Annotated in this window: 18 protein-coding genes and 1 tRNA gene; 8 read left to right on the top strand and 11 right to left on the bottom strand. The window is 42.8% G+C overall.

Annotation, left to right across the window (positions count from 1 at the left end; genetic code table 11):
• Nucleotides 1-3 precede the first annotated feature (3 nt).
• The 4 genes from HC246_RS05545 (at nucleotide 4) to HC246_RS05530 (ending at nucleotide 3296) form a co-directional block, all read left to right on the top strand.
• Nucleotides 4-804: an ABC transporter permease gene (locus HC246_RS05545; protein WP_169362519.1), complete on the top strand. Its 801-nt coding sequence runs from the start codon at nucleotides 4-6 to the stop codon at nucleotides 802-804.
• Nucleotides 805-1038: 234 nt separating this feature from the next.
• Nucleotides 1039-1482 carry an ATP-binding protein gene (locus HC246_RS05540; protein ID WP_169362518.1) on the top strand — a complete coding sequence of 148 codons (444 nt, stop codon included), beginning with the start codon at nucleotides 1039-1041 and terminating at the stop codon, nucleotides 1480-1482.
• A complete protein-coding gene (locus HC246_RS05535) occupies nucleotides 1479-1829 on the top strand; it encodes an STAS domain-containing protein (protein WP_169362517.1) in 351 nt (116 codons plus the stop codon). Before HC246_RS05540 ends, HC246_RS05535 begins: the two co-directional genes overlap by 4 nt.
• 99 nt (nucleotides 1830-1928) lie before the next feature.
• Nucleotides 1929-3296 carry a helix-hairpin-helix domain-containing protein gene (locus HC246_RS05530; RefSeq protein WP_169362516.1) on the top strand — a complete coding sequence of 456 codons (1368 nt, stop codon included), beginning with the start codon at nucleotides 1929-1931 and terminating at the stop codon, nucleotides 3294-3296.
• 175 nt (nucleotides 3297-3471) lie between these two features.
• Here the strand turns inward: HC246_RS05530 and HC246_RS05525 are convergent, their stop codons facing one another.
• Together HC246_RS05525 and HC246_RS05520 are read right to left on the bottom strand one after the other, a co-directional pair.
• Entirely contained in the window at nucleotides 3472-3918 is a 447-nt protein-coding gene (locus HC246_RS05525) for a tRNA (cytidine(34)-2'-O)-methyltransferase (protein WP_169362515.1), read from the bottom strand.
• A 132-nt stretch (nucleotides 3919-4050) separates the two neighbouring features.
• Nucleotides 4051-4446 (bottom strand): hypothetical protein, encoded by a 396-nt coding sequence (locus HC246_RS05520; protein WP_169362514.1) that lies wholly within the window; start codon nucleotides 4444-4446, stop codon nucleotides 4051-4053.
• A gap of 186 nt (nucleotides 4447-4632) precedes the next feature.
• On the opposite strand from HC246_RS05520, the gene HC246_RS05515 reads away from it, so the two are divergent.
• Nucleotides 4633-4716: transfer RNA gene (locus HC246_RS05515), tRNA-Leu, on the top strand.
• Between the two features lie 44 nt (nucleotides 4717-4760).
• Here the strand turns inward: HC246_RS05515 and HC246_RS05510 are convergent.
• From HC246_RS05510 to pyk, 5 genes are all read right to left on the bottom strand, one after another.
• The gene (locus HC246_RS05510) at nucleotides 4761-5654 is read right to left on the bottom strand and encodes a CoB--CoM heterodisulfide reductase iron-sulfur subunit B family protein (RefSeq protein WP_169362513.1); all 894 of its coding nucleotides are present in this window, start codon (nucleotides 5652-5654) and stop codon (nucleotides 4761-4763) included.
• Between the two features lie 227 nt (nucleotides 5655-5881).
• Nucleotides 5882-6472: a Uma2 family endonuclease gene (locus tag HC246_RS05505; RefSeq protein ID WP_169362512.1), complete on the bottom strand. Its 591-nt coding sequence runs from the start codon at nucleotides 6470-6472 to the stop codon at nucleotides 5882-5884.
• Between the two features lie 53 nt (nucleotides 6473-6525).
• On the bottom strand, nucleotides 6526-6996 hold the full coding sequence (locus HC246_RS05500; protein WP_169362511.1) for a low molecular weight protein-tyrosine-phosphatase: 471 nt from the start codon (nucleotides 6994-6996) through the stop codon (nucleotides 6526-6528).
• A 56-nt stretch (nucleotides 6997-7052) separates the two neighbouring features.
• Nucleotides 7053-8207, bottom strand: a complete 1155-nt coding sequence (locus tag HC246_RS05495) for an iron-containing alcohol dehydrogenase (RefSeq protein WP_169362510.1) — start codon at nucleotides 8205-8207, stop codon at nucleotides 7053-7055.
• Nucleotides 8208-8258: 51 nt separating this feature from the next.
• A complete protein-coding gene (pyk, locus tag HC246_RS05490) occupies nucleotides 8259-10031 on the bottom strand; it encodes a pyruvate kinase (protein ID WP_169362509.1) in 1773 nt (590 codons plus the stop codon).
• Between the two features lie 143 nt (nucleotides 10032-10174).
• Between pyk and HC246_RS05485 the strand changes: the two genes are divergently transcribed.
• Nucleotides 10175-11116, top strand: a complete 942-nt coding sequence (locus HC246_RS05485; RefSeq protein WP_169362508.1) for a bifunctional riboflavin kinase/FAD synthetase — start codon at nucleotides 10175-10177, stop codon at nucleotides 11114-11116.
• A gap of 37 nt (nucleotides 11117-11153) precedes the next feature.
• Here HC246_RS05485 and HC246_RS05480 read toward each other — a convergent pair whose 3' ends face one another.
• Nucleotides 11154-11447, bottom strand: a complete 294-nt coding sequence (locus HC246_RS05480; protein ID WP_169362507.1) for a hypothetical protein — start codon at nucleotides 11445-11447, stop codon at nucleotides 11154-11156.
• Entirely contained in the window at nucleotides 11447-11986 is a 540-nt protein-coding gene (locus tag HC246_RS05475; RefSeq protein ID WP_169362506.1) for a DUF6036 family nucleotidyltransferase, read from the bottom strand. Before HC246_RS05475 ends, HC246_RS05480 begins: the two co-directional genes overlap by 1 nt.
• 433 nt (nucleotides 11987-12419) lie before the next feature.
• On the opposite strand from HC246_RS05475, the gene HC246_RS05470 reads away from it, so the two are divergent.
• The gene (locus HC246_RS05470) at nucleotides 12420-13460 is read left to right on the top strand and encodes an ISKra4 family transposase (RefSeq protein ID WP_169364487.1); all 1041 of its coding nucleotides are present in this window, start codon (nucleotides 12420-12422) and stop codon (nucleotides 13458-13460) included.
• Here HC246_RS05470 and HC246_RS05465 read toward each other — a convergent pair.
• Entirely contained in the window at nucleotides 13457-13906 is a 450-nt protein-coding gene (locus HC246_RS05465) for a hypothetical protein (protein ID WP_169362505.1), read from the bottom strand. The genes HC246_RS05470 and HC246_RS05465 overlap by 4 nt on opposite strands.
• A gap of 429 nt (nucleotides 13907-14335) precedes the next feature.
• Here HC246_RS05465 and HC246_RS05460 point away from each other — a divergent pair, with 429 nt between their 5' ends.
• Nucleotides 14336-15148, top strand: a complete 813-nt coding sequence (locus tag HC246_RS05460; protein WP_169362504.1) for a Uma2 family endonuclease — start codon at nucleotides 14336-14338, stop codon at nucleotides 15146-15148.
• A 43-nt stretch (nucleotides 15149-15191) separates the two neighbouring features.
• Here HC246_RS05460 and HC246_RS05455 read toward each other — a convergent pair whose 3' ends face one another.
• On the bottom strand, nucleotides 15192-15779 hold the full coding sequence (locus tag HC246_RS05455; RefSeq protein WP_169362503.1) for a GNAT family N-acetyltransferase: 588 nt from the start codon (nucleotides 15777-15779) through the stop codon (nucleotides 15192-15194).
• Nucleotides 15780-15832 lie beyond the last annotated feature (53 nt).

Raw genomic sequence — 15832 nt, 5'->3', positions numbered from 1 at the left:
GTGATGGCTAACGCAATAAACGTCCCTCCAATCAAGCGATGGCAAACTTGGTACATGCTACTTGCCTTCTTTTACATGTACTTGCCCATCGGCGTTCTCACCATTTTTAGCTTTAATAAATCCCCATCCCCTTCACAATGGGCAGGCTTTAGTCTGGACTGGTACGCCAAATTCCTTCAAAACGAAATATTAAGAGCAGCATTAAAAAACAGTCTCAGCATCGCCCTAGCTTCTGTGTCCGTATCAGCAGTATTAGGAACCCTCACCGCAGTTGGTTTAGCCCGATATTATTTCCCTGGCAAGAGCCTCTATCGAGGAGTCACCTATTTACCCCTTATCGTGCCTGATATTGCGATCGCGGTAGCAACCCTCGTATTTTTTGCAGCGATTAAACTCCCACTAAGCCTTGGCACAATTGTAATCGCGCATATTGTTTTTTGCCTAGCCTATGTTGCAGTGGTAGTCTCCAGTCGCCTTGCTAGCATTGATCCCAAGCTCGAAGAAGCTGCCCTTGACCTCGGTGCTACCCCAGTCCAAGCATTTTTGCGCGTACTCCTACCACAACTTTTACCTGGTATTTTGTCAGGCTGTCTCCTTGCCTTTATTCTCAGCATGGATGATTTTGTGATCGCCTATTTCACCGCAGGCGTTGGCTCAACCACATTGCCGATCGCTATTTTTTCATCCCTGCGGAGTGGTGGTGTCACCCCTGAGTTAAATGCTCTCAGCGTCTTGCTAATCCTTGCCTCAGCCTCAATTGCCGCGATCGCTGAAGCGATTAGAAGTTGGGGAACTCATGATTAAATAGCAATTTGTGTGGCGTGGTAAAGCTACACAAATTGCTACATTATGTAAATAGGTAAGGATGGACGGCGCTTCGCGCCGTCCATCCTTACAACAATAAATCCTTTCGTTTTTATGTCTACCTATGCATCTCTATGATTGTTACCAAAAATTTATTGGTTTTACCTACATCCGTTGAAAACGTGTGGTATATTACATCTGGCAAAGCTAATCAAAGCTAAAGAATGACTCCCCATGAGTGAGAAGCCTTTAAAGCTGCGAATCTCAATTCCACCCGTTGAGGGAATCGAGGACATTCCCATCGCGGCAGTCGAAGTACTCGCTACAAAAATGGGGTTTAGTCCTAATGCTGTGCAAGACATCGTACAAGCTCTTACGGAAGCTTTAGTGAATGCGGTTCTTTACAGTACATCAGACCTTGACGTGGAGGTTGTTGTTTTCGCAGCGCATACCAGCCTAGTTTTAGAAGTGCATGATCGTGGCTCTGGCTTTGATGTTGATAGTGTGCCTCCGCCTGATTTTGATTTGATATCCGAGATTGGTGTCAAAAACGGCGGTTTCGGCATACATATGATCAAAGCATTGGTCGATAAGGTAGAAATCGAATCTACCGATCAAGGTACAACTGTCCGTATGAGTAAGTTTTTGTCTATCCCCAAACCCATTCTCCAACCATGACTCATTCCTCATTTTTACAAGATGAACTCAAGATCGTTGAACAAATTGATGGCGATCAAGTTATTCTCAAACTGAATGGTGCTTTGAGCGTAACCACTGTTCCATATTTTAGACAAGCAGTACAGCCATTTATTGATCAGAAGTTGGCAGCAATCGTTTTGGATTTTGAAGGTGTTACCAAGATTGTCAGTAGAGGCGTAGGTGCGGCGATCGACATGGCAGTGCAAGCCAAAAAGCAAGGTGGTAAACTACGCTTAGAGAATGTTGGCAAGTATGGTCGTTCTCTATATATTCAAGGTGTACATCTCGTTGCCGAAGTACCTGAACTAGAAGGTTTTGAACCATAATCATCCGTAATTTTTCATAAAGTCCATTAAGATTCAGCGCTTAGGTATAGACACTATATCTGGGTGCTAGTTTTTATTATCTGGGGGTAATTAATAAAAATGAAAATCGTTGGTCGTAAATCACTAGGGTTACAAGCTGTTTTTGATATCGGCTTAGCGCAGGATCACAATTTTCTGCTGGATAAGGGCTATATTGCCTCCAATTGCTTTAATAAATCCCATAGTGTCGCCTATGGCTATGTCACCTACCAGACTGCATATCTAAAGGCAAACTATCCTGTCGAATATATGGCAGCCCTTTTGTCTTCAGTCAGTGGTGATCAAGACAAGGTACAGCGCTATATTGCCAACTGTCGCAGCATGGGGATTCAGGTATTGCCCCCTGATGTAAATAGTTCTGGGGAAGACTTTACACCTCGTGGACAGCAAATTTTATTTGGCTTGGCGGCAATTAAAAATCTTGGTGCAGGACCGATCGCCGCAATTCTACAAGCTAGACAGCAGGATGGAGATTTTACCTCGCTAGCTGATTTATGTAGCCGCCTTGATTCGCGATCGCTCAATAAGAAAGCTTTAGAAGCATTGATCCAAACTGGGGCGTTAGATTTGCTAGAGCCAAATCGTCATCAGTTGATGAATGATCTTGATATCACGATGGAATGGGCATCACGCCGCGCCAAAGAGCTAGCATCAGGTCAGGGCAATCTGTTTGATTTCTTTGGCGAAAGTAGTAATACTAAGACCTTCGACACTGCTCCTACAACTAATCGTGTTCAGGACTATTCCTCTCAAGAAAAGCTACGGATGGAAAAGGAATTACTCGGTTTCTATATTTCCGATCATCCCCTTAGTGTCATCAGTCGTTCGGCGAGGGTAATGGCTCCGATTAATCTTTGCGATATTCCTGATTCCTCAGAAACTAAAACCGTTACAGCGATCGCATTGATTCTTGATATCAAAGCTGTAACTACCAAAAAAGGCGATCAGATGGCAATTTTGCAACTCGAAGATCTCACAGGTAGTACTGAAGCTGTCGTGTTCCCCAAGACCTTTGATAAGGTCAAGCATCTCTTAGAAAAGGATAAACGGGTGATGGTGTGGGGCAAGATTGATCGTCGCGATGAACAAACGCAATTAATTATTGACAATATGCAGCCGATTGAGGCGGTAAGAATGGTGCGGGTCGAGCTAACTCGTGAACAGGCTAGCGATCGCCAAGTCTTGCAGCAACTCAAAACTGCCTTAAATCCTAATCCTAGCTATAGCAACTCTAACCAAGGCAATTCCAACTACGGCAGAAATGAACCTGATACTTCTGCCAAAATCCCTGTAATTGCAGCGATCGAATATATGCCAAAGCTAGTGCGCCTAGGCAATCAATTCTGGGTCGAAGATGAAGAAACTGCCGTTAAAGCTTTACAGCAAGCAGGATTTAAAGCTAGTTACGATGCACTAGTTACTAAGTAACGTCATTTCGGATGAAGCTGGCAAATTTTAAAAAACCAAAAGCAAAAGCCTTGCTACGCAAGGCTTTTGCTTTTGGGCTTTGAGAGAGGGTTTGCGTAGCAAACCCTCTCTCAAAGCCAGTTTCAAATCATCCAGAACTGACGTTAGGAATTTAAAAAGAGGCGAACTCCTCTTTTTAAATTCCTAATTGTCGTCTGGCTTCAAATAAACCGAGGGCAGCACTCACGGAGAGATTGAGACTGCGGACGTTGGGATTTTCCATAGGGATATAAACCGCAGGATTATTGGCAAGGACTTCTTGAGGTAGACCACTGGATTCACTGCCAAATAATAGCCAATCACCATCTTGATATTGAAATTCTCGAAAATGTTTTGCTCCACGCGCACTAAAGCAAATCCACCTTCCCCCTTTGGATGCTTCGCGTAGGGATTCGATATTAGGATGCACAGTCACGTTTACATAGTCCCAATAGTCTATGCCTGCTCGCTTCAGTTGGCGATCGCTAATTTCAAAGCCCAGAGGCTCAACCAAGTGCAAATGGGTATTTGTGGCGGCACAGGTGCGAGCGATATTGCCAGTATTGGGCGGAATTTCGGGATAGATGAGAGCGACTTGCAGCATTGACGATTCAGGAAATTTAAAGACTGTGGTTGTAGCACAGTCTTTAAATATAGCAGTCCTAAATCCTTTGTAGATTTTTTAGTTTGTAGAAGCGCACCCCTTTGGGGTGCGCTTCTACTTAGACTGCTTGAACTAACGCTTTGTCCGTTCTTCGATGTCTTCTAGGGTTTGTAAAACTAGTCGCTTGGCCTGTAGTTGCCATCCCCACTTTTGCAATGCGATCGCGGCAACAGTGCCGATCCCCGTAGCGATAAAATCTAGGGGCTGTTCCATTGATATACCTAATAGCAGTCCTAGCCCTGCGATCCCCCAGAAAGGTAGAGAAATAGTCTGACGATTTTTTTCGACTACTTGGCTAATGTCATCGGTGGGCATTTCCGCAAGTAGTTCTGCTTTGGCTTGCTTTTGTTCAGCAACATTCAGAGATAAGCTGACTTTTTGGCGCAGTTTTTCGATCTTGCGAGTGGTGGTGCTGTACTGCACCAATTCATCTTCCGCCATCACAATGAGGCGTTCTAGCTTGGACATAGGTTACTAATTAAAGTGGCATTGATTGGAAAGCAAGTCTTATAGTAGCCGCCATAGAGTGATAGACATATCCCTCCTATAGTAGTTTTCGCGATGCCCTTGCTGAATTGGCGATCGCGATCAGTTTCTTAAAAAAATATTTGACAAAGAACATGACCGTTAGTTAATATATAAATCCTGAAGTCAGGGCGAATGGCGGAATTGGTAGACGCATCAGACTCAAAATCTGACGACAGCGATGTCATGAGAGTTCGATTCTCTCTTTGCCCATAAAAGCAAGAAAAGGTTTTCACTCTGTGAAAACCTTTTCTTGTTTATAGAGAAAGTTTTTGTAAAACTGAACTTGTAGAAACAATGTGGCGATCTAAGCCAAGTACTTTTGGATCAATGCCGATCGCTAAGCCAATTAATTGAGGTAGGTGCAAAATTGGGATACCCAATTTTTGACCAATGACCTTTTCAACTTCGGGTTGACGCGAATCAAGATTTAAGTGACAAAGAGGACATGGGGTAACAATACAATCTGCACCTGCGGCGATCGCGGCAGTCAAATGTCTTCCTGCCATTGAGAAGGATTCCTTGGGGGCATAGCTGGAAATCGGCCAGCCGCAGCACTGGACACGACCATCGTAATAAATAGGAGTTGCACCAACGGTGCGAAAAATGTTTTCTAAGGATTCTGGCTTAAAGGGATCATCAAAGCGCGTAACTTGCGATCGCAATAAATAACAACCATAAAAGGCAGCACATTTTAGATTGGCAAGCGATCGCGTGACTTTAGCCGCTATATTTTCTAAGCCATAGTCACGAATGAGAATCCAGAGTAAATGCAAAACTTCCGTCGATCCTTGGAAATGATGACCTTGCGTATTCAGTAAGGCATTAACTTCATCTTTGCGGCTAGGGTCAGAGCTTTTGAGCTTGTCATTGACACGACCGAGAACACCCTGACAGGTGCTACATTGCGTCATCACATTAAGATTCAATTCTTCGGCGAGAGAAATATTTCGGGCATTGACCACATCTTCCATTAGCTCATCGGTTTCCTTAAAGGTTCCCGAACCGCAACAGGTTGCCTTAGTTAATTCCACCAATTCAATGCCTAAGGCTTGAGCGATCGCTGTTGTCGATGCGTGGAGTTCTTTGCAAGCACCCTTGGCAACGCAACCAGAATAGTAGGCGTATTTCAATGCTTTCGTCTCTGTCATTACTCTTTAAAAAATAATATTTCCCAGCCTTAAAAAGGATTATCTTTAAAGCTACATATAACAAAGCTAAAAATAGAATGCCATTTTTAGCTTTTAAAAACCTTACTGAGGTTTGTTTTTAATTCACAAAAGTGCGTCAGAATTTTTGTGAATTGGTATTAAATATTCAGCAATTGCCACTGAATTATAACAACATTCTCAAGATTTCTTGAAAAATCAAAGTTTGCCTAGAATGAAAGTCTTTGAAATAGCTGATCAACAGCAAAACTAAACCCATTAATAACATCTTCTCCATCCAGACAATCACCACGTTTAAGGAGGCGATCGGGTTCTTGGGCAGAACGATAAACTAAGACATAGTGTTGGATAGGATTAATTACCCAAACTAACCTTGTCCCATTTTCAAAATATTCCACAAGTTTGGTACTAATTTCTTCGACCGTATTTCCAGGGGATAGGATTTCCACTGCTAGATCAGGTGCACCTTCTAAAAAGCCAATGGGCAGATCTGCAATCCCTTGAAATCTCTCTTTCGCAAAGAAAGAAATATCAGGGGAGCGTTTATTACCATTTTTCATCTTGAAGGCGGTGCTGGAATCAAATAACACGCCCAGCTTTTGCGGTGACACAATTGCAAACAAAGCTGAACTCAAAACAATGGAAATATAGCCATGTAAAGCACCTGAGTTGCCCATGACAACTAGTTCTCCATTTACAATTTCATAACGACATTCATCATCGGGAAGAGCCATGAATGCCCGATCTGTCCAGACTTTTGCGCTTGGTATTATGAGATCTTCTGTAACTGAAGCAGACATATTCTTTGCTCCTTTTCGCTGTTTATTCTCGTTGGGCAGAGCATTACATGACTTTAGCGACTTTTCAAGGATTTGAGAAGCCCACCACAGGCATCGAAGAGGAGATCGATAACATAATTAAAGCCATCCGCACCACCATAATAGGGATCTGGAACTTCTTTGTCATTGTGGGTTTGGCAATAGTCACACATCATTTTCACCTTGTCCTTGAATTTTCCCTGTGGATCAAGGGCAAGGATATTGCGATAGTTGTCTCTGTCCATTGCCAAGATTAGGTCAAATTCCCGTAAGTCCATCGCTTCAAATTGTCTAGCTGAACCAACAAAATTTAAACCACGTTCTTTGGCGGCAGCCCGCATTCGGCGATCAGGTGGTGCGCCCACATGCCAACCACCTGTACCTGCGGAATCACAAATAAAGCGATCGCTTAGTCCTTCCCGCTCAATCAGATGATTCATGATATTTTCCGCAGCAGGCGATCGGCAAATATTTCCGAGACAAACAAATAACAGTTTCTTAGTCATATTGATCAACATCAAAATAAATAGCTAAAAGTGCTGCATAGCAGCACTTTTAGAAGTTAAGCACAGAGCGCTAAAATTTGCTCGACAACTTTGGGTGTGACATCTTGATGTTCACCTAAAGCCACAAAGCCACGCTTCTCGAAGCGATCGGTGATTAAGGGAATGACATCTAAGCCCACACCATAGTCTGAAAGCTTAGTGCGAACACCGACGGATTCAAAAAAGTCGCGAGTTTTCTGAATCGCTTGATCAATTCTTGCGTCTTCATCACCATCGACCAGACCCCAAACGCGCTCAGCATATTGCAGTAGCTTTTCACGCTTGCGATCGCGTTTAATGCTCAGCATATTCGGTAAAACAATCGCCAAGGTTTGGGCATGATCCAGTCCATGCAGAGCTGTGAGTTCATGACCAATCATATGTGTTGCCCAATCTTGAGGGACACCGACACCAATCAGACCATTCAGAGCCATAGTGGCGCACCACATCACGTTAGCTCTGGACTCATAATCACGGAGATCTACTAAGGTTTTGGGACCTTCCTCGATCAAGGTTTGCAGAATTGATTCTGCCATCCGATCTTGGAGTGGGGCATTAACGGGATAGGTCAAATACTGTTCCATTACATGGGTAAAAGCATCAACAATGCCATTACTTACCTGTCTTGGAGGCAGCGAGAAAGTGGTTTCAGGATCTAGTACCGAGAATTTGGGAAATACAAGGGGACTAGAGAAAAATAGTTTTTCTTGGGTTTCCCACTTGGTTACTACAGAACTAGTATTCATTTCTGAGCCTGTTGCTGGCAGGGTCAAAACTGCACCAAATGGGATTGCCGCCTTGATGGGGGCATGTTTTGCCAAGATATCCCAAGGATCGCCATCAAAGGGAACTGCTGCGGCAATAAACTTTGTCCCATCAACGACTGAACCACCACCAACAGCTAGTAAAAAATTAATTCCTTCAGCACGAATCAACTCAACTGCCTTGAGTAATGTTTCCAGATGTGGATTGGCTTCAATCCCGCCGAATTCTAGAAAGGTTCGTCCTGTTAGGGCAGCTTTTACTTGCTCATAAACTCCATTGGTTTTGATACTGCCACCACCATAGGTGACAAGGATTTTGGCATCAACAGGAATTTCTGCTGCAATATTCGCGATTTGACCTTTGCCAAATAGAATTTTGACTGGATTATAAAAAGCAAAATTTTCCATGACTAACTCAAAAAACATTACAGTTGGTGCTTAGCACCAACTGTAATATAGCTAAAATGCCAAATCGTCTGATCGTGAACCAGAATAAATCATGCCTTTGCTGAAATTAATGCTCAGAGGTTCACCATCACGGATAAAGCCTGTGGCATTTTTGACCCCAACTAGGATAGGGATACCTAACCTTCTGCCAATGACCACTGCATGGGAATCAAGGTTGGCATCTTCAGTAATGACTGCTGCTGCCTTACGAATTACATCAATAAAGTCAGCATCAGTGCGATCAATTACAAGGATTTCCCCTTCGTTAAAATCACGCACATCGAGATGATGGAAAGCAACCCTAGCACGACCATGAACCATGCCAGAGCCAATGCTTAAGCCTTTGCCCACTACCGATGATACAAATTCAACCTTAATTAAGTCCGTTGAACCCGCCACATCCTGTAATGTACCTGCTGACATAACTACTAAATCACCTGCGGACAGTAGCTTCATTTCTTGAGCAAGGTTGAGAGCCGCTTCAAAGTTTTGTCGGGCGGATGGCAAGGAAACTAGAACTAAGGGCTGCACCCCCCAAACCATTTGCAAGCGTCTTGCCACTTGGACATTGGGCGTAACTGCCAAAATGGGAATCGGGGGACGGAATTTGCTGACGTTGCGGGCTGTTGAACCTGTTTTGGTCAAGGTCACGATCGCGGCGGCATTTAACTGCATGGCGATACTACCAACCGCTTGACTGATCGCATTAGGAACCGCACGTCCCATGCTTTCAAGGGGTTGCATTTGGAGATCCTGTTCTCTTTCGATACGAACAGCAATTCTTGCCATCGTTTCTACTGCCAAGATCGGATATTTACCGACCGCAGTTTCGTTAGAAAGCATGACAGCATCGGTTCCATCGATGATTGCGTTGGCTACGTCGGAAATTTCGGCACGGGTCGCACGGGGATTGTTCACCATGCTATCGAGCATTTGGGTAGCCGTAATGACGGGAATACCCAAACGATTAGCGGTTTTAATTAATTGCTTTTGGGCGATCGGTACATCTTCAGCAGGGATTTCTACACCCAAATCACCCCGCGCCACCATTACGCCATCACATACCGAGAGAATCGCTTCCATATTGGCGATCGCTTCATGCTTCTCGATTTTGGCAACGACGCTAGCCTTACGCCCCGATGCCGCAATTAAATCTTTAACTTCAAGTACATCTTCAGGTGTACACACAAAACTCAATGCTACCCAATCCACACCTTCCGACAGACCAAAGCGCAAATCTTCGCGATCCTTATCAGTCATGGCACTGACAGATAAGTGGACATTTGGGAAATTGACACCTTTGTTATTAGATAGTGTGCCACCAATAACCACACGACAATAAAGATCGCCTAATTCTGCATTCACAGCTTCGACGACCATTTCTACCTTGCCATCATCAAGCATGATGACCGCACCAACAGGTACTTCCTCAGCAAGGGTTTCATAAGTAATGCAGCTAATTTCAGAGGTTCCCGGAACTTGGCGGCTAGTTAGGGTAAATTTATCGCCTTTATTTAAAGTAATGGGTCCATCTTTAAATACCCCAAGGCGAATTTTTGGTCCCTGTAAGTCTTGTAAAATACCGACGGGTTGGTTTAGTTCGCTAGATACTTGGCGAATATTGCAGATGCTGCGATGGTGATCTGCATGGGTTCCGTGGGAAAAGTTTAAACGAAATGTAGTTGCACCTGCTTCAATAAGCTGGCGAATCATATCAGGGCTACTGGTTGCGGGACCAATAGTAGCGACAATTTTGGTGCGGCGAAATGTTTCTCTAACGGTCATGGATAGTAAGCTAACGGCGGGATCTCAAACATACCAGAATGTCATGACAAAAACTAAAATTTAGGTTTTGTCGCACCTATGGTGCGACAAAACCCAAAATTAGCGCTGAGATCACATCCCAGAATTGTGTCAAAATATTAAGTGTGAGAGTAATATTTGACCCAACCCAGATTTCCCGTCCTACTGCGATCGCCCTCGGTAACTTTGATGGCGTGCATATAGGACATCGCCATGTGATTGCGCCGATTTTGCCATCTGCTTTGAGCAATCACGATCAACATTTAACAAGTACCGTTGTTTCTTTTTCGCCTCATCCTCAAGAATTTTTTAGCAAACAACCGCGATCGCTACTTGCCCCTTTTGACGAAAAAGTTGCCCTACTTGAATCCCTTGGTGTCGAGCAATTAGTTTTGCTACCCTTCGATGCAGATCTTGCTAAACTCACGGCTGCGGAATTTATGCAGCAAATTTTGATTGACTCCCTCCAAGTGGAATTAATCAGCGTTGGTTTTGATTTTCATTTTGGGCAGAAACGCCAAGGTAATATTACCGATCTAAAAAATGTTTGGGGCGATCGCCTCACGGTAATTCCAGAACAGACGATGCTCCTTCATGATCCAACCCCGATCAGAATTAGTAGCTCAAATATTCGTGTTGCCCTAGCTAAGGGTGAAGTTGATCTTGCCAATGCCCTGCTTGGTCGTCCTTATAATCTGGTGGGCAAAGTCGTCCAAGGCAAGCAGTTAGGGCGCACCATCGGTTTCCCGACGGCAAATCTCGATCTACCAGTTCAAAAGTGTTTGCCCCGCGATGGTGTTTATGCTGTACAGGTAAGTATTAGCTCTAGCCCTAAACCCATATTTGGAGTGATGAATATCGGCTTAAGACCAACGGTTAATGGCGATCGGCGATCGGTGGAAGTGCATCTATTTGATTGGCAAGGTGATCTATATGATCAAGAGCTAAATGTAGATCTCGTTAAGTTTATTCGTCCCGAACAGAAATTTGCTTCCCTAGATGCACTCAAGGCACAGATTCAAGATGACTGTCAAACAGCCTTAAAACATTTTGCAGTTTCGGCATAACCCACTCTCCACAACAAATCAGAGGATTATAGGTTACCTAATTACGATTGTATCTATAACTGATTTCAAGTGCATTGCAAAAGCTATTAAGGCTATTCAGTAAAGCATTATAGTAAGGGTAAGCATCTTCTCGTTCTTCTTGGAGAAGAGCATACAAGGTTAGTTCTGGCTCTGATGCTAAGTAATATTTTGGAATATCTAAACCTGCTTCGGTTAAACGTGTTGAGGCGATCGCAACTAGTAAAGCCCCAGTTGTATTGGAATTACCACTATGAAGATCACTTAATCCAGGTAATATTATTTCGGCTCCTGGCAAATCATTGAGATTCATTATGGCTCCTGCCCTTCAAATCGTTCGATGAAGTTTTCGACTCTGCTTCTAAGTACGTCAGGGTTAAGAGAAGGGAAGCGAATTATTTCGGGTGCGATCGCCTCAAAGCAATCGCGCAGCGTACTCAGAGAGAATAATTTCTGAGCGTACATAGCTTCAACATCCTTAATATCACGATCAAATCCTCTGGATAGTTTAGAAAGAGCTTGGGCTGTAAAATCATAGTGATAAAATGAAATCTGCCCCCGTTTACCAATGAATACGCTTCTGTCACGCCATCTTGGAAGAGGTGGCAAGAAGTCCTGTGGAGAGGCAAGTTCAATATTTATGTTTAATTCTTGTTTGAGCTTGGCGATCGCTTGAAAAATTCCTGATGGTTCTGGATCTAGACGAATATCTATATCGACAGTAGAACTACGCCAACCAATGAGTAAAGCACTCGCACCGCCTGTAAAGTAGATACATCCTGAACTACGAGCTTCTTTGCCTAATGCTTCCATAAGTTGTTCGATTTTCTGAGAATCGACATTTAAACGCATAATTTGCCGTTAATGTTGGCTAACTTTTTTAATTTAACAGAGCGTTTGGCTTAGGTGTTTTTCTTGCAAATAATGATCGCTAGTAACTGTAGTAACGAATGCACGATTAATTAGCCAACAAGAGTAGCCTAACCCATTAATAACAAGCCTCAGACAAATCAAAAAGGTACATTTCATTAAAGTAACTCATGCGATTTAGATATAGAACTGCTGGAAGTTCATAGGAAACTGTGACAAGTTAAAGTTATGAAATAAATTATAGATATTTCTATAATTTATTTCATAAGAATTGATAGAATTAATACTAAAGAAAGCATTGATATGTATAGCAATGCATTGGGGAGCATGTCACTTTTGCAAAAAGGGAGAGAAAGGAGGGAAAATAGAATAATTTAGAGACCAGTAAAAGCATGACACCAAAACAAGCCAAGAAATTACAAGAACATGTGCAGGAGATCGCCAAAATACTTTACGCAAATACCGAACTAGAAGCGCTAAAGACATTTTCAGGGATCGAACAAGCCGTGCGAGAACAGATGCAACAGCATGTGATGCCCGAAGTAGGAATTTTTTTGTCTCAACAAGTACAGGAACAACAGAAGGACGAGAACGTAAGCTCAAAAGCATCCTTGGAGAGATAACTGTAACCACGCAACAAGCAGAGCAACTGGGAATTAAGGCACATACTCGTCTGAGTCCATATCTGGAGATGTGTTGTTTGCGAGTCAGTGCAAATAGCTCCTATGAACACACCGAAGCAGATGTGGCAATGTTTACAGGAATTCGAGTCCCAGCCAAGACCCAACAGCGTTTAGTCCATCGGCAAACCTTTGAATTACCCCAAGCAGAGCAAGAGATTACCGAACTGAGTGCAGATGGCGGTAAGATTCGCATCAGAACACCTGTGGGTGAAGAATGTCGATGGCTAGACTATAAAGGAGTGAGGTTGCATGAGTTTGCCACTGGAGCTTGCTTTCAGGACAATCAGCAGTTAGTCGATTGGGTACGTCAGCAACCTTTGAGTACGCCAATAACTTGTCTAGGGGATGGACATGATGGAGTATGGAATTTGATTAAGCCCATGGCTACTGAAGAGCAACGACGTGAAATTCTCGATTGGTATCATCTGATGGAGAATCTAGAAAAAGTGGGTGGTTCAATACGTCGCTTAAACGATGCGAAAGCTTTACTTTGGAAAGGTAATGTTGATGATACTATTGCTCTTATTGAACAGTGTAAACGTAGGCAGGCTGTTAATTTCTGTGCCTATCTCCGAAAACATAGACACCGTATTGTCAACTATGATTACTATCAGCGTCAGCTGATTTGTTCTATCGGTTCAGGTGCAGTTGAGTCTGCGGTAAAGCAGATTGACCGTCGCACTAAAATCTCTGGTGCTCAGTGGAACAAAGATAATGTCCCTCAAGTGCTTGCCCATCTTTGTGCTTATCTCAATGGTTTATTGGCTTGCTAGACTATCCCAAAAAAGTGACATGCTCCCAATGCATTGTGATACATGAAAGCAACTTGAAAAATTTCAGTGTACTTTATTATTCCTTTTACATTAAAGCCTGCACCAATTTTAGGTATATAAAAATCCCTGAAGTTTCTTTCCTTAATGGCTTGACTAAACTCTAAGCTCTGAAGATAATGCTCGATTTCATTATAACGACGAATATAAATTCTTTGAATGCTCCTGTAAGTAGAATCAAGTAGCCAGAAAAGGACTATAGCCATAGCACAAAAAAGCAAAAATAAGGGCTGTTTCTTGTCTGCTGCAAAGAAAATAAAGGTTGAGAAAATAGTAATCGCCCAACCCTTAATCGTAAAAAGGCTACTATCACAGTTCCTTATCCCACTTTGTAGTAAGTCAATTTCTTGTTTAACTAACTCAAATTTATACTGGAACTCATCATTCATTATTGAACTTCCTACCACTTATAAATTTTCAGGTTAATCTTGATGTTCATGGCTTATGACTCATTCGCAACTGTAGTATAATCATCAATTTACTTTCAAAATACTGCAAAATCATATTTTTTTGAGTAAATTTTGAAATGCGAAATTTTAAAATTTACTCAAGATAATTTTATTTCTATTGATATCTTGTCTGCATCCCCAGTGTCACAAATTTTCACAATTTGCAGTACCCACCTCAATTTATTCTCAATCACTACTAAAATTAAACTTAGTTACTAACTAACTTTCTAACTTTTCAAGGTGCTTATTGCTTTTACTGAAAATTCAAAAAGCGATCGCCTAGTTCTTCCCACGATCAAGCCTGTCTAAGTGTTGCAATAGTCAGGTTTGCTATAATCATGAGCACTCAACACCTCGCTTGAATAAGCTATGGTCAACCTCACCTACAGCAAGAACCGAATTCTTCCCACTGCCGAAGAATTGCCATCCTCAGACGAAACACCAGTGGATAATCAGTTACAGAACGACATTCCCAATCTCCTACTGAGTTTGTTAGCTGACATTTGGGCAGATCGCGATGATTGGTACTTCGGTGTGGATATGGCAGTTTATTACAATCCCGACGAACCAGCGATCGTCCCTGATGGCTTTTTAGCGATCGGCGTTAAGCATGATACGGGGGAACGAGGACGATTGAGTTATGTGCTGTGGGCGGAAGAGAATATTATGCCGATCCTGTCTTTGGAAGTTGTTTCCGAAAGATATAACAGCGAATATGAAGACAAGTTAGCCGACTATCAAGCCTTAGGGATTTTATATTATGCAATTTACAACCCTTTCAGTGGTCGCAGAGGAAGGTTTAAGCATAGACAGCGATTAGAAGTTTATCGACTAATTGCAGGAAAATATGAACTTTTGCCGATGCAAAATCATCAGGTTTGGTTGCCAGAAATTGGATTAGCGCTTGGCTATGAAAAGGGAGAGCATATTGCTTGGTATCGGGAATGGCTCTATTGGTACGATGCTTCAGGAAATCGCTATCTGACCGCTAACGAAAAAGTAGCTAATGCTGAGGCGATCGCCAATCAAGAAAGACTAATCGCTAATCAAGAAAGGCTCATTGCTAATCAAGAGCGACTTGCCAAACAACAGGCTGAGGAGGCACGACTTCAAGCTGAACAAAAAGCGCAAAGACTTATGGAAAAGCTCAGAGAGATGGGAATTAACCCTGAAGAAATGTAATTTGTGCTAATTCTAAGGGTTAAATACAATGATTTCTGATTAGTTATGTGCGGCGGCGCGATCGCGGACGGTTGCGTTCGGCTTTATCTCGTTCGTAATTGATCAGCCTACCGTAATATTCATGTTTAGCGAGATTTAGCGATAGAAAAACATGTTCTCTGGCATTGCCGAAACCTTTGCGATTAAAGAAATTAATGGCAGGCGTATTTGCAGGATCGGTATCAACCAGCATGAGTCGTACATTATCCTCAATCATGCGTTCGATGATCTTATCGACTAGGCGATCGGCTACTCCTCGCCGTTGGAAATTGGGATTTACACCCAGCCAAGTAATATAGCCATATTTCCAAGATGCCTTATTGATGATTGTGCCGAGAATGAAGCCTGCAAGCTGATCATCAATTTCGGCAACTAGGCAATATTCCGAATCAGTGTTATACATCCCGATCACCTCCCACTCGTCCCATGTGCGATAGAGGTATGGATATAAGTCACTGGTAAATAATTGCTCGCCTAAGTGAAAAATTGGCGCAATATCATCAATATTCATCTCGCGAATATCAACGCTGTTACCTTCATGGCGATCGCGATCGCCATCTTTCTCAAGGGACTTATCAGGTAAATCATTCATAAATTTAAGTTTTACTAGGTTGCTTGTAATAGAAGAGTGGCGGCGCTTCGCGC

Source organism: Pseudanabaena yagii GIHE-NHR1, from assembly GCF_012863495.1.
Taxonomy (GTDB): domain Bacteria; phylum Cyanobacteriota; class Cyanobacteriia; order Pseudanabaenales; family Pseudanabaenaceae; genus Pseudanabaena; species Pseudanabaena yagii.
Note: the sequence above shows the minus strand (reverse complement) of the source record. Positions and strands in the feature narration are given on the sequence as shown.